The 13216-nt window shown below is 72.0% G+C and carries 9 protein-coding genes; 1 reads left to right on the plus strand and 8 read right to left on the minus strand.

The genetic code is table 11. The features are described from left to right. The first annotated feature begins 97 nt into the window (after positions 1-97). Entirely contained in the window at positions 98-1702 is a 1605-nt protein-coding gene (gene cimA, locus AMK13_RS06845) for a citramalate synthase (RefSeq protein ID WP_049656396.1), read from the plus strand. Positions 1703-1784: 82 nt separating this feature from the next. Here the strand turns inward: cimA and AMK13_RS06850 are convergent, their stop codons facing one another. The 8 genes from AMK13_RS06850 to AMK13_RS45775 all read right to left on the minus strand — a co-directional run bounded on the left by AMK13_RS06850 (position 1785) and on the right by AMK13_RS45775 (position 12752). Beyond that, positions 1785-2369, minus strand: a complete 585-nt coding sequence (locus tag AMK13_RS06850) for a GTP-binding protein (RefSeq protein ID WP_074001502.1) — start codon at positions 2367-2369, stop codon at positions 1785-1787. Further along, positions 2350-2991: a DUF742 domain-containing protein gene (locus tag AMK13_RS06855; RefSeq protein ID WP_074001503.1), complete on the minus strand. Its 642-nt coding sequence runs from the start codon at positions 2989-2991 to the stop codon at positions 2350-2352. The genes AMK13_RS06850 and AMK13_RS06855 overlap by 20 nt, the downstream gene beginning before the upstream one ends. A gap of 161 nt (positions 2992-3152) precedes the next feature. Further along, a complete protein-coding gene (locus AMK13_RS06860) occupies positions 3153-3566 on the minus strand; it encodes a roadblock/LC7 domain-containing protein (protein WP_030248297.1) in 414 nt (137 codons plus the stop codon). Between the two features lie 10 nt (positions 3567-3576). Continuing rightward, entirely contained in the window at positions 3577-6951 is a 3375-nt protein-coding gene (locus AMK13_RS45770) for a sensor histidine kinase (protein WP_074001504.1), read from the minus strand. Between the two features lie 401 nt (positions 6952-7352). Then, on the minus strand, positions 7353-7937 hold the full coding sequence (locus tag AMK13_RS06870; RefSeq protein ID WP_074001502.1) for a GTP-binding protein: 585 nt from the start codon (positions 7935-7937) through the stop codon (positions 7353-7355). After that, a complete protein-coding gene (locus AMK13_RS06875; protein ID WP_049658630.1) occupies positions 7918-8343 on the minus strand; it encodes a DUF742 domain-containing protein in 426 nt (141 codons plus the stop codon). The genes AMK13_RS06870 and AMK13_RS06875 overlap by 20 nt, the downstream gene beginning before the upstream one ends. 160 nt (positions 8344-8503) lie before the next feature. Further along, positions 8504-8917: a roadblock/LC7 domain-containing protein gene (locus AMK13_RS06880; RefSeq protein ID WP_030248297.1), complete on the minus strand. Its 414-nt coding sequence runs from the start codon at positions 8915-8917 to the stop codon at positions 8504-8506. Positions 8918-8927: 10 nt separating this feature from the next. Next, entirely contained in the window at positions 8928-12752 is a 3825-nt protein-coding gene (locus tag AMK13_RS45775) for a nitrate- and nitrite sensing domain-containing protein (RefSeq protein ID WP_074001505.1), read from the minus strand. Between the last annotated feature and the right edge of the window lie 464 nt (positions 12753-13216).

Genomic DNA, 13216 nt, shown 5'->3' on the forward strand with positions numbered 1-13216 from the left:
ACACCGGGACCGCGCGCGGGACCATGGACAGTGGAGCCGGGACGAGAACGTCCGGCAGAGCAGTACCCAACCTCCCCGAAACGGAGAACCAGGGGTCATGACCGAGGTCACCCGTACCGACGACAGTTTCCACGTGTTCGACACCACGCTGCGCGACGGAGCGCAGCGCGAGGGCATCAACCTGACGGTGGCGGACAAGCTGGCCATCGCCAGGCACCTGGACGAGTTCGGGGTCGGTTTCATCGAGGGCGGCTGGCCCGGGGCGAACCCGCGCGACACCGAGTTCTTCGCCCGGGCCGCCGTCGAGCTGGAGCTGGAGCACGCCCGGCTGGTCGCCTTCGGCGCCACCCGCCGGGCCGGCGGCAAGGCGTCCGAGGACCCGCAGCTGGCCGCGCTGGTCACCTCCGGCGCCCCGGTGATCACCCTGGTGGCCAAGGCGCACGACCGGCACGTGGAGCTCGCGCTGCGCACCACCCTGGACGAGAACCTGGAGATGGTCCGGGACAGCGTCGAGTTCCTGCGCTCGCGGGGCCGGCGGGTGTTCATCGACTGCGAGCACTTCTTCGACGGCTACCGGGCGAACCCCGAGTACGCCGTGTCGGTGGTCCGCACCGCGCACGAGGCCGGTGCGGACGTGGTGGTGCTCTGCGACACCAACGGCGGGATGCTGCCGGGCGGCGTCCGGGAGATCGTCGCCGACGTGCTGGCCAGGACGGGGGCCCGGCTCGGCATCCACGCCCAGGACGACACCGGCTGCGCGGTGGCCAACACCCTGGCCGCGGTGGACGCCGGCGCGACCCACGTGCAGTGCACCGCCAACGGCTACGGCGAGCGGGTCGGCAACGCCAACCTGTTCCCGGTGGTCGGCGCGCTGGAGATCAAGTACGACCGCCGGGTGCTGCCCGCGGGCCGGCTGGCCGAGATGACCAGGATCTCGCACGCGATCGCCGAGCTGGTCAACCTGACCCCCTCCACCCACCAGCCGTACGTGGGCTTCTCGGCGTTCGCCCACAAGGCGGGCCTGCACGCCTCCGCGATCAAGGTCGACCCGGACCTGTACCAGCACATCGACCCCGAGCGGGTCGGCAACACCATGCGGATGCTGGTCTCCGACATGGCCGGGCGGGCCTCCGTCGAGCTCAAGGGCAAGGAGCTCGGCTACGACCTCTCCAGCGACCGGGACCTGGCCGGCCGGGTGGTGGCCAAGGTGAAGGAGCAGGAGAACCTCGGCTACACCTACGAGTCCGCCGACGCCTCCTTCGAGCTGCTGCTGCGCGACGAGGTGCGCGGCAGCCGGGACCGCTTCTACACCCTGGAGTCCTGGCGGACCATCAGCGAGCAGGGCCCGAAGGGCTTCACGGGCAACGAGGCCACCGTCAAGCTGTGGGCCAAGGGCGAGCGCCGGATCGCCACCGGCGAGGGCAACGGCCCGGTCAACGCGCTGGACCAGGCGCTGCGCGCGGCCCTGGAGGGCATCTACCCGCCGCTGGCCACCTTCGAGCTGGTGGACTACAAGGTCCGCATCCTGGAGGGCCAGCACGGTACCGGTTCCAAGACCCGGGTGCTGATCGAGTCCACCGACGGCTCCGTCACCTGGTCGACGGTGGGCGTGGCCGACAACGTGGTCGCCGCCTCCTGGCTGGCGCTGGAGGACGCGTACACCTACGGCCTGATCCGGGCCGGCCTGGAGCCGACCGAGTAGCCGGCCCGGGCCGGTCGGCGCCCGACATGCCTGTGGCCCGCGGGACTTCGTACGAAGTCCCGCGGGCCACGGTCGTGCGCGATCACCGAAGCCGGGCGAGCAGGGCGTGTTCGACGAGGGTGATGAGGGCGCTCTTGGCGCTGTCGCGGCGGCGGGCGTCGAGGGTGATGACGGGGGTGTCGGCGCCGAGTTGGAGTGCTTCGCGGACTTCGTCGGGGGTGTGGGGCTGGTGTCCGTCGAAGCCGTTGAGGGCGACGACGAAGGGCAGTCCGCTGTTCTCGAAGTAGTCGAGGGCGGGGAAGCAGTCGGCGAGGCGGCGGGTGTCGACGAGGACGACGGCTCCGATGGCGCCTCGGACGAGGTCGTCCCACATGAACCAGAAGCGGTCCTGTCCGGGGGTGCCGAAGAGGTAGAGGATGAGGTCTTCGTCGAGGGTGATGCGGCCGAAGTCCATGGCGACGGTGGTGGTCGTCTTGCCGGAGACGTGGCTGAGGTCGTCGATGCCGGCGGAGGCCGAGGTCATGACGGCTTCGGTGCGCAGGGGGTTGATCTCGGAGACGGCGCCGACGAGCGTGGTCTTGCCGACGCCGAAGCCGCCCGCGACGACGATCTTCGCGGAGGTGGTGGCGCGGGTGGGGGCGGCCGCGTTAGAGCTTGCGAAGTCCACTGAGGACCCTTTCGAGCAGCGTGACGTCGGGCTGGTTTCCGGTTTCGCCGCCGGAAGCGGGCTGGTGGATGGCGACCAGGCCGGCCTCGGCCAGGTCGGCCACGAGGATGCGGGCCACTCCCAGGGGAAGGGAGAGCAGCGCCGACACCTCCGCGACGGATTTGACCTCCGTGCACAGCGTGCAGATCCGCTGGTGCTCGGGGAGCAGGGTGGCCATGCGCTGCGGGTCGACGTCGGCGGAGACCAGGGCCTCCAGCGCGAGTTCGTAGCGCGGCCTGGTCCTGCCACCGGTCATCGCGAACGGGCGGATCAGCGGGCCGGAGTCGGGTTCGTCCTCGAACTCCTCGACGTGGCCGGGCTCCTGGGCGGGCAGGTAGCCGGGGTCCGGCTCGGGCGCCGGGGCCGGGTAGCCGGGCGCCGGGGCGCCGTACGAGGGCTGCCGGGCGTACTGGTCGTACTGGCCGTACTGCTCTTCGGGCCGGGGGTACGGCTGCCGGGGCTGTCCGTACTGGTGCCGGCCGTACTGCTGACCGTGGCCGACGCCGGGTGCTCCGAAGGCGTCATGGCCTGTGCCAGGGTACGGAACACCGTATTGGCCGCTGCGGTCGTCGGGCGGTGTCACGGTTCCTCTCCTCACAGGGTGCGGCGGTGCGGTGCGAGCTTCGGCGCAGGTCCGGAGCCGGTGGTGCGAAGGCCGTACAACGTCCGAACCCGAGCCCGCCGAAGCGGGCCCGGGAAGGACGCGGAGGTACTTCGAATACCTGGACGGTATCCGACGAACCGTCAGTGCAGGAGACTGCCCTGGAGTTCCGCGCGGAGTGCGGGGGTGAGGACGGCGCCGGCGCGGTCGACGAGCAGGGCCATCTCGTAGCCGACGAGGCCGATGTCGGAGTCCGGCGCGGCCAGGACGGCGAGTGCGGAGCCGTCGCTGACGGCCATCAGGAACAGGAAGCCCCGTTCCATCTCGACGACGGTCTGGTTGACCTCGCCGCCCTCGAAGATCCGGCTGGCGCCGGAGGTGAGGGAGGTGAGGCCGGAGGCGACGGCGGCGAGCTGGTCGGCGCGGTCCCGGGGGAAGCCCTCGGACATGCACAGCAGGAGGCCGTCCGCGGAGACCACCACGGTGTGGGACACCCCGGGGGTGTTGTCCACGAAATTGGTGATCAGCCAGTTCAGGTTCTGTGCGGCCTGGCTCATCTGAGTCAACTCAACGCTCCTGGTGGTTCGAGCCGCCGAAGAGATCGGTGCTCCGGTTCTGTCCGTTGCCGGACTGGTCTACCTGATCGGGGTCGATCCGGAAGCTTCCGGTGTTACCGGCACTGCGGCCCTGCTCCACACCGCGGCGCAGGTTGGTGAGGCGGCCACGGACCTCCTCCGGGCTGCGGGAGACCTGCGGCCCGTCCTGCGGGGTGGACTTGGCGTTGCCGGGCACCAGGTTCTGCTTGGGCACGCGCCGCGGCAGACCGGCACCGGTGGTGCCGCTGGAGGAGGGCTCGCGCAGCTGCTCGGCCCGCTGCCAGTCGCCGTCGTTCGGCGACTGCCAGGCGGCGCGGGCGGTCGGGCCGGTCGGGCCGTAACCGCCGAGCGAGGACACGTCGTGGCCGCGCTGGGTCTCGGGCGCCGAGGTGTCCTTGGCGCCGGCGAACCAGTTCGGGCTGTCGCCGGACTGGCCGCCGCCGGCCGGCGCGGCGGGGAGGCCGCCGCCCGCCAGCTGCTCGCCGGGACGGCGCTGCGGCAGCCCGGACGGCAGGGTGGCGTGCGGCTCGGCGGCGGGCAGCGCGGGCGGCTCGGGGGCGTACGGGTGGCCGGCCGGGGAGTCCTGGGCCGGGCGGCCGTACTGGTCGTCGGCGTACCCGTCCTGCTGGTAGCCGCCCTGGTCGTAGCCGTACCGGTCGTCGGCGTACTGCCCGCCGGCCTGGCCCTGCTGCTGGTCGTAGCCCTGGGGGGCGTACTGGTCGTAGCCGTCCTGGGCGTACCCGTCCTGCTGGTACTCGTCCTGCTGGTAGCCGCCCTGGTCGTAGCCGTACCGGTCGTCGGCGTACTGCTCGCCGGCCTGGCCCTGCTGCTCGTAGCCCTGCGGGGCGTACTGGTCGTAGCCCTGCTGGTAGTCCTCCTCGACCTCGGCGTCGACCACCGGCGCCTGCGGGGCGCTCTCCAGGGCCGCGCGGCGGACCTGGTCGAGGCGCTGCGAGCGCTGGACGGCCTCCAGGGCGGGGCTGAACCCGCTGGAGCCGGCGTTGCCGGTGCCGGTGAGGTGGTCGTCGAAGCCGAGCTCGGCCGCGCTGCGGGCGCGGGTGTCCGGCGCCCACTCGGCGGCCGGCTCCTGCTCGGCGAAGATCCGGGAGACGGTGAACTGCTCGTCCGGCTCCGGCGCCGCACCGGACTGGGTGACGAACGGCGGGAGCATGACCAGCGAGGTGGTGCCGGCGGACTCGCCGGACGGGCGGAGCTGGACGCGGATGTCGTGCCGCTGGGACAGCCGGCCGACCACGAACAGGCCCATGCGGCGGGAGATGGTGGCGTCCACCGTGGGCGGCTCGGCCAGCTTCTCGTTGATCTCCGCGAAGTCCTCGGCGGTGAGGCCGATGCCCTTGTCGTGGATCTCGACCAGCACGCGGCCGTCCGGCAGGCGGGTCGCGTTGACCAGCACCCGGGTCTGCGGGCTGGAGAACGAGGTGGCGTTCTCCAGCAGCTCGGCGAGCAGGTGGACGAGGTCGGTCACGGCGGCGCCGACGACGTCGACCTCCGGGATGCCGGAGAGCTCGACGCGCTCGTACTGCTCCACCTCGGACGCGGCGGCGCGGAGCACGTCGACCAGCGGGACCGGGGTGTTCCAGCGGCGGCCGGCCTCCTCGCCCGCGAGGACGAGCAGGTTCTCACCGTTGCGGCGCATACGGGTGGCCAGGTGGTCCAGCTTGAAGAGGTTCTCCAGCTGGTCCGGGTCGGCCTCGTTGTTCTCCAGGTCGGTGATCAGCGCCAGCTGGCGCTGGATCAGGCTCTGGCTGCGGCGCGACAGGTTGGTGAAGATCGCGTTGACGTTGCCCCGCAGCAGGGCCTGCTCGGCGGCGAGCGCCACGGCCTGCTGGTGGACCTGGTCGAACGCCCGGGCGACCTCGCCGATCTCGTCCTTGCCGTGCAGCGGGATCGGGGTCACCGAGGTGTCGACCCGGTCGGGGTCGGTCTTGGAGAGCTTCTCGACCAGGTCCGGCAGGCGGTGGTCGGCGATCTCCAGGGCGGCGCTGCGCAGGGTGCGCATGCCGAGGATCATCGAGCGGGCCACGTAACCGGTCAGCAGGCCGGCCAGGATGAGCGCCGCGACGACGATGACCGTGTTGAGGATGGCGTCGTAGAGCGCGTTGTCCTTCAGGTTGCGGGAGTCGGTGAGGACCTCGTCCAGCAGCGCGAGCTCGGTGTTCCGCAGGGCCTGGATGTGGGTGTCGGTGGCCTGGTTCCAGTTCTCCTGGGTCAGGCCGGCGTTCTTCGCCTCGGTGTACGCGGCGTCGGCGACCGCCTTGCCCTTCTGCTGGCCCTCCGCGGCGGCCTGGCTGTACGAGGCGCCGAGCTGGAGCAGGCCCTGCATGGTGGGCGGCGCGCCGTTGGGCATCTTGTACGCCGAGCGGTCCTGGGCCGCGGTCTGCGCGATCTGCGCGGCCGCGTACTTGGCGGCGTCCTCGGGGGCGCTGCCGGTGTTGAACTCGTTGATGGAGACCTGTTCCAGCTTCTCCGAGATCAGGATCTGCTGGATCACGTCCTGGTTCTCGTAGCGCGTGGTGACGTTCGCCGAGATGCCGACCAGCAGGTTGAGCATCAGCGCGCGCTGGGTCGACGCCGCGGCCTTGGCCAGCGACATCGCGTAGATCGCGCGGCCCTTGCTGGTGGCGTTGGCGGAGCCCAGGCCGACCGAGTTGTCGAAGGCCAGCAGCGGGTCGAGCATCACCGAGTACGCGTTGGCCGTGGCGCTGATGAACAGCTCCGGGTTGTACGCGTTGGCCCGCAGGTGCGGCAGGTCGACCACCAGGGTCTGGAAGGCCTCGTGACGCCGGGGGAGCTCACCGGACTTGTCGGAGGCCGCGTAGGCGGCGTTGTACGCCTTCAGCGCGGCGTCGGTGGCGCCGCGGCGCTTGGCCACCTCGTTGTTCGGGTCCTGCTTGGTGAGCAGGGGTATGAGCGTCTTGTCGCGCTCGTTCTCCAGCGCCTCGGCGAGTTCGGTCGCCGCCTTGGCCAGCTCCGCGGTCTTCTCGGCGCGGGAGGCCTTGATGAAGCCGTCGACCGAGGTGTTCACGCGCAGACCACCGAAGACGAGACTGATGGTCACGGGGATCAGCAGGATCGCGATCAGACGGGTCGGCACGCGCCAGTTGCGCGGGCGGAGGAAGTCGTACCGGCTCGATCCGCCGTCGCCCGACGAGCCGCCGCCGCGGGGTGTCGCGGCCGGGGGCTCGGGAGCCGGGACGGTGCTCTGGGAGCGTTCCTCGGTGGGAGCGAACGCGGAGAATCCGGCCGGGTCCCCCGGGGTACCGTTCGGCTCGCTCTGGCGGGGCTCGGAGCGCCGCTGCGGGGCGGGTTGCTGCTTACGCCTCACTCGACAACTACCTCTCGGCCGACTGCCGGCCATGGATCAATCCAGCGCTACCCCTGGGCCCTGAACCGCCGCCGTAGGGGCCGGCGCAGGAGAAACCAGGGGTAGCTGGAATTTCAGCACGTGCGGGGATGGGGGACAAACAGCCGCCGTCCGGCACCCGCCTCGGTACATTCTGGACATTCACCGACATGACGGAGCAAAACCGTGGTCACCTGGCGCTGAGTGACGCTGTTTCGCCACGCTGAGTCATTGTTGATCACAAAATGCCTACCGAACTGTTATCCGCTGCTTATACACGGGTCTTGCGCGCGGCCCCCGGAGGTCACCCGCGGGTAGGCACCGCGGTCCCGACGGCCCGTCGCGGGGGACGGACCGTCGGGGCCGTGCGGTTCCCCCCTCGCTCAGCGGAGCCGGGCGAGCAGGGCGTGTTCGACGAGGGTGATGAGGGCGCTCTTGGCGCTGTCGCGGCGGCGGGCGTCGAGGGTGATGACGGGGGTGTCGGCGCCGAGTTGGAGTGCTTCGCGGACTTCGTCGGGGGTGTGGGGCTGGTGTCCGTCGAAGCCGTTGAGGGCGACGACGAAGGGCAGTCCGCTGTTCTCGAAGTAGTCGAGGGCGGGGAAGCAGTCGGCGAGGCGGCGGGTGTCGACGAGGACGACGGCTCCGATGGCGCCTCGGACGAGGTCGTCCCACATGAACCAGAAGCGGTCCTGTCCGGGGGTGCCGAAGAGGTAGAGGATGAGGTCTTCGTCGAGGGTGATGCGGCCGAAGTCCATGGCGACGGTGGTGGTCGTCTTGCCGGAGACGTGGCTGAGGTCGTCGATGCCGGCGGAGGCCGAGGTCATGACGGCTTCGGTGCGCAGGGGGTTGATCTCGGAGACGGCGCCGACGAGCGTGGTCTTGCCGACGCCGAAGCCGCCCGCGACGACGATCTTCGCGGAGGTGGTGGCGCGGGTGGGGGCGGCCGCGTTAGAGCTTGCGAAGTCCACTGAGGACCCTTTCGAGCAGCGTGACATCGGGCGTTCCGCCCGACTCGCCCGCGGCGGCGGGCTGGTGGATGGCGACGAGACCGGCCTCGGCAAGGTCGGCGACGAGGATGCGGGCGACACCGAGCGGGACGCCGGCCAGTGCGGAGATCTCCGCGATGGACTTGACCTCGCGGCAGAGGCTGACGATCCGGGCGTGCTCGGGCAGCAGCCCGCCGGCCCGGTCGGCCGAGCCGGTCGTGGAGATCAGGGCCTCGATGGCGAGCTGGTACCGGGGGCGGGTCCGTCCGCCGGTCATCGCGTACGGGCGGACCAGCGGCTGCTGCTCGTAGCCGTCGGACTGCTGCCCGCCGTAGCCGCTGCCGTACCCGTTGCCGTACGGGCCGGCGGGTGTCGAAGGCGGGGTCATGGGTCCTCCTAGTGCTGCAGCCTTGGGCAGCCGGTTCCAGCTGGGGCGGTGCCAGCTGAGGCGGGATCAGCTGCCTGAGGGTAGCTGAGGGTGTGGCGCCGGGTCCGGTCGGGTCGGACCCGGCGCGGTCGGGACGGTGGGTGAGCCGCGCGGGTCCCGGTCAGTGCAGGAGACTGCCCTGGAGTTCCGCGCGGAGTGCGGGGGTGAGGACGGCGCCGGCGCGGTCGACGAGCAGGGCCATCTCGTAGCCGACGAGGCCGATGTCGGAGTCCGGCGCGGCCAGGACGGCGAGTGCGGAGCCGTCGCTGACGGCCATCAGGAACAGGAAGCCCCGTTCCATCTCGACGACGGTCTGGTTGACCTCGCCGCCCTCGAAGATCCGGCTGGCGCCGGAGGTGAGGGAGGTGAGGCCGGAGGCGACGGCGGCGAGCTGGTCGGCGCGGTCCCGGGGGAAGCCCTCGGACATGCACAGCAGGAGGCCGTCCGCGGAGACCACCACGGTGTGGGACACCCCGGGGGTGTTGTCCACGAAATTGGTGATCAGCCAGTTCAGGTTCTGTGCGGCCTGGCTCATCTGGTTCAACTCAACGCTCCTGGTGATCTGCGCCGTTGCCGTCGCTCCGGCCACCGAAACTATCGAATCCGGGCTGCTGGGCACCATGCTGGTGGCCCGCCTGGTTGGCGGCCTGCTCGGCCCCGGCGCGGCGGCCCTGCTGGATGCCGCGGCGCAGGTTGGTCAGTCGGCCGCGGACCTCCTCGGGGGCCCGGGAGACCTGCGGACCGGTCAGCGGCGAGGCCTCGGCGGTGCCGGAGACCAGGTTGGCCTGCGGGGTCCGCCGGGGCAGGCCCGACATGGTGACACCGCTGGTCGAGGGCTCGCGGATCTGCTCGGCGCGGCGCCAGCGCTCGTCGTTCGCGGACGGACGCCACGGCGCGTCGCCGGTGCCCGGCTGCGGCTGGCCCTGCGGCTGCTGCTGGTTCTGCTGCGGCTGGCCCTGCGACTGCTGCGGGGCCTGCTGCTGCGGAGCCGGCTGGGGAGCCCGCTGCTCGTCGGCCGACGGCTGGAACTCCGGTGCGGCGGTGCCGGGGCGGCGCGGCTGGTACGGCCGCGGCCGCGCCTGCTGCGAGCCGTCGGACTGCGGGAACCAGGGCTGCTCCTCGCCGCCCGGTCGGCCCGCGGCCTCGGACGGGCCGGTCGGCAGCGCCATCGGCTCCTGGTGCGGCAGCGGCAGCGGCTGCGGCTGCTGCGGGGCCTGCTCCTGGCGCACCGGCTCCGGACGCGGCGGGTTCGGCACGTTCGGCAGCACCGGCTCGACCAGGCCGAGGCCCAGCGGGTCGCGCGGGTCGATCTGGCTGGCCTCGAAGCGCGGACGGGCGAACTGCTGGGTGCTCTCCACCGGCGCCGGCTCGGCCGACGGCAGCGGCTGGGGCTGCTGCGGGGCCTGCGGCGGCAGCTGCGGCTGGCGGTCGCGCTGCGGCGCGTCCGGGCCGGGGCGCTGCGGACCGCGCGGGCCCTGGGCGGCGGGCCGGCCGGGGGCGCCGGGGCCCTGCGGGGCCGGACGGCGCTGCGGCAGGCCGTCCTGCGGACGGTTGCCCGGACGGGCGCCCTGCTGCGGCGCGCCGGGGCCGCCGGGACCGCCGGGGCGGCCGTGCTGCGGCTGCTCGCCGCTCCGGGCACCCGGACCGCCGTCGAACCCGCCGGCGGGACGCGGACGCTCCTGGCCGGGCCGGCCGGGCAGGCCGGGCTGGGACTGACCGGCCTGCGGCTGGCCCTGCTGCGGCTGACCGGGCTGACCGGGCTGGCCCGGCTGGCCGGGCTGCTGCTGACGGCCGCGGCGGGGCAGGCCGTTCGGGCCGCTCTGCGGCGGGCCCTGGCGACCCGGGGCGCGCTGCGGCAGACCGCCCTGCTGGGCCTGCTGCGGAGCCTGCTGGTTCTGCTGCTTCTGCTGCTTCTGCGGGGCCTGCTGCTTCTGCTGCGGCTGGGCGGGCCGCTGGCCCTGGCCCTGCTGACCGCCGCCCTGCGGGGCGGGGTTCTCCCGCAGCGACTGGCCGACCTTGCGGGTCGGCAGACCGCCGCCGGACGCACCCGGACCGCCCGGCGCACCCGGACCGCCCTGCGCGCCCGGGCCGCCCTGCGGACCGGGACCGGTCGGAGCGCCCGGACCGCCCTGGCCGAGCTGCGGACGGCCGCCCTGCGGGCCACCGGCGGCCGGACCGCCCTGGCCGAGCGCGGCCGGACCGTTCTGGCGGCCGGGCGGCACCTGGCGCTGCTGGCGCGGCGTCGGGGTGACCCCGCGCTGCTGCTTGCCCTGGCCGGAGCCGGGCCGGCCGGCGCCGCGGCGGTCGCCCGAATTGGTGACGTCCACCGGGAGCATGACCAGCGCGGTGGTGCCGCCGGAGTCGCTGGGGCGGAGCTGGATGCGGATGCCGTGTCGCAGGGACAGGCGGCCGACCACGAAGAGGCCCATGCGGCGGGAGACCGAGACGTCCACCGTCGGCGGGTTGGCGAGGCGCTCGTTGATCTCGGCGAGGTCGTCGGGGCTCAGGCCGATGCCGGTGTCGTGGATCTCGACCAGGACGCGGCCGTCCGGCAGCGCGTGGCCGGTGACCCGGACGCGGGTCTGCGGGCTGGAGAACGAGGTGGCGTTCTCCAGCAGCTCGGCGAGCAGGTGGACGAGGTCGTTGACGACGCGGCCGGCGACCTCGGCCGACGGCACGGCGGCGAGCTCGATGCGCTCGTACTGCTCCACCTCGGAGGCGGCGGCGCGGAGCACGTCGACCAGCGGGACGGGCCTGGTCCAGCGGCGGCCCGGGTCCTCACCGGCGAGGACGAGGAGGTTTTCGCCGTTGCGGCGCATGCGGGTCGCGAGGTGGTCCAGCTTGAAGAGGTTGGCCAGCTGGTCCGGGTCCGCCTCGCGGCTCTCCAGCTCGGAGATGAGCGACAGCTGGCGCTGGATGAGGCCCTGGCTGCGGCGCGAGAGGTTGGTGAACATCGCGTTGATGTTGCCGCGCAGGAGGGCCTGCTCGGCGGCGAGGCGGACGGCCTCGCTGTGCACCATGTCGAACGCGTGGGCCACGTGGCCGATCTCGTCGGTGGAGTCGACGGCGACCGGCTCGACCGTGGTGTCGACGTCGTGCGGGTCGGCCTCGGAGAGGGTCTTGACCAGCTCGGGCAGACGGCGCTCGGCGACGTCCTCGGCCGCGGCCTGGAGGCGGGTCAGCGAGCGCACCATCGAGCGGGCGATCAGGCCGGCGCCACCGAGGGCGACGAGCAGCACCAGGGCGACCGCGACACCGATGATTAGGGCGTCGGCGTCGGCCTGGGACTGGAGGTCCTGGGCCTTTCCGTCCAGGTTCTCGATGAGCTTGGACTCGATCCGGCGCTCGGCGGTGATCTTGGAGCTGGCCTTCTCGTACCAGTCCTTGTAGCTGACCGCCTCGGTCTGGCGGATGCCGCTCTGGGTGAGGATCGTGGAGGCGTAGCGGTCGGCGTCGGCGACCACCGAGTTGTAGCTCAGCTGGCTGCGCAGGTTGTCCAGGTCGTGCGCGGTGTAGATGTTGTTGAAGCTCGCGATCGCGTTGTCGTACGAGCTGCGCAGACGGATACCGAAGGACTCGTCGCTGGGGCTGAGGTCCGGGGTCTTCGGGTTGGCGAGCGCGGCGCTGATCAGGGCCCGCTGCTGCGAGGTCGCGTTCTTCGCCAGCGAGAACTGCTGGAGCGCGCGGGTGGAGACGACCAGGTCCTTGTTGTTCGACGCGAGCGCGATGTCCTGGGTGATGGACAGCAGGTCTCGGATGATCACGTCGTAGGCGGTGATCGTCGACTGGATGTTCTGGTTGTTCTGGTACGGCAGGCTGCGGGTGTCCGCGATCGAGTTCAGGTCCTTGCGGATCTGGAGCAACAGCGCCTTGCCGCCGGACAGTTCGAGGTTCTCGAACTTGTCGGAGGACGCGGTGAAGGTGCGGCTCAGGTCGTCGGTGGACTTGCGGGCCGCGACGATGTCGTCGTCCAGCGGGGCGGTCGGGTCGTGGGTGATCGGGCCGGCGCTGATGTCGCGCTCGGTCTGCAGCGCGTCCGCGAGGTTGGTCGCCTTCTTGGCCAGGTCGGACAGGTTGGCCATCTGGGCGAGTTGCTGCGAGTTCTCCATCGAGGTCTGGATGCGCAGGCCACCGAGGACCAGCGAGACCATCACGGGGAGGGCGAGCAGCGCGATCAGTCGGGTGCGGATGCGCCAGTTGCGCATCGCGAGCCGGTTCAGACCGGTGGCGCGGCGCCTGGTCAGCGAGGTCCGGAGTTTGTCCCGGGCGGACTTCCGCTCCTGCCCGTCCTCCTCCGGCCGCCCGAGGGCCTCGGGTGTCACCGGCTCGGCCGGGCCGCCGGGGGCCGCCGCCTGTTGGGGGGCTGCCACAGGCTCGCGCGACTCCGGGTTCCCCGCGGCGCCGCTACCCCTTTTGAAACGTCCCTGCACTGGCGTCGCAACCTCTGGACCGGGCGTCCCGCCGCGTCGCCACGGCCTGGACGGTGTCGAGTTTCCATCCGCCCCCCGGCCGGTCCGGGAGAGCGGGCACCGGGGTGGACCACTCCCTACCCACGGTCCGTCGCATTCCAGCACAGCCGGGGAATCCCAACAAGGGCCGCAGGTACCGGGGGTCCGGCGCTACCGACCGCTTGTGCGATCTCACTGACTGTGCGGTAACAGGACCGGAATACCGCCTTTTTCGGACACTCGCCGGATACATGCCAAGCAGACCCGGGATCGGGAAGAGTCACAGACCTTCCGGAATGCCCCTTATCGGGTGGAATGTCGGAAAGTCCCGGAGCGACGATATGTCGGATATCTGTATTTTGCTCGTCAATTTGTGAGCAAAATCA

Source organism: Streptomyces sp. CB02056 (assembly GCF_001905545.1).
Taxonomy (GTDB): Bacteria; Actinomycetota; Actinomycetes; order Streptomycetales; family Streptomycetaceae; genus Kitasatospora.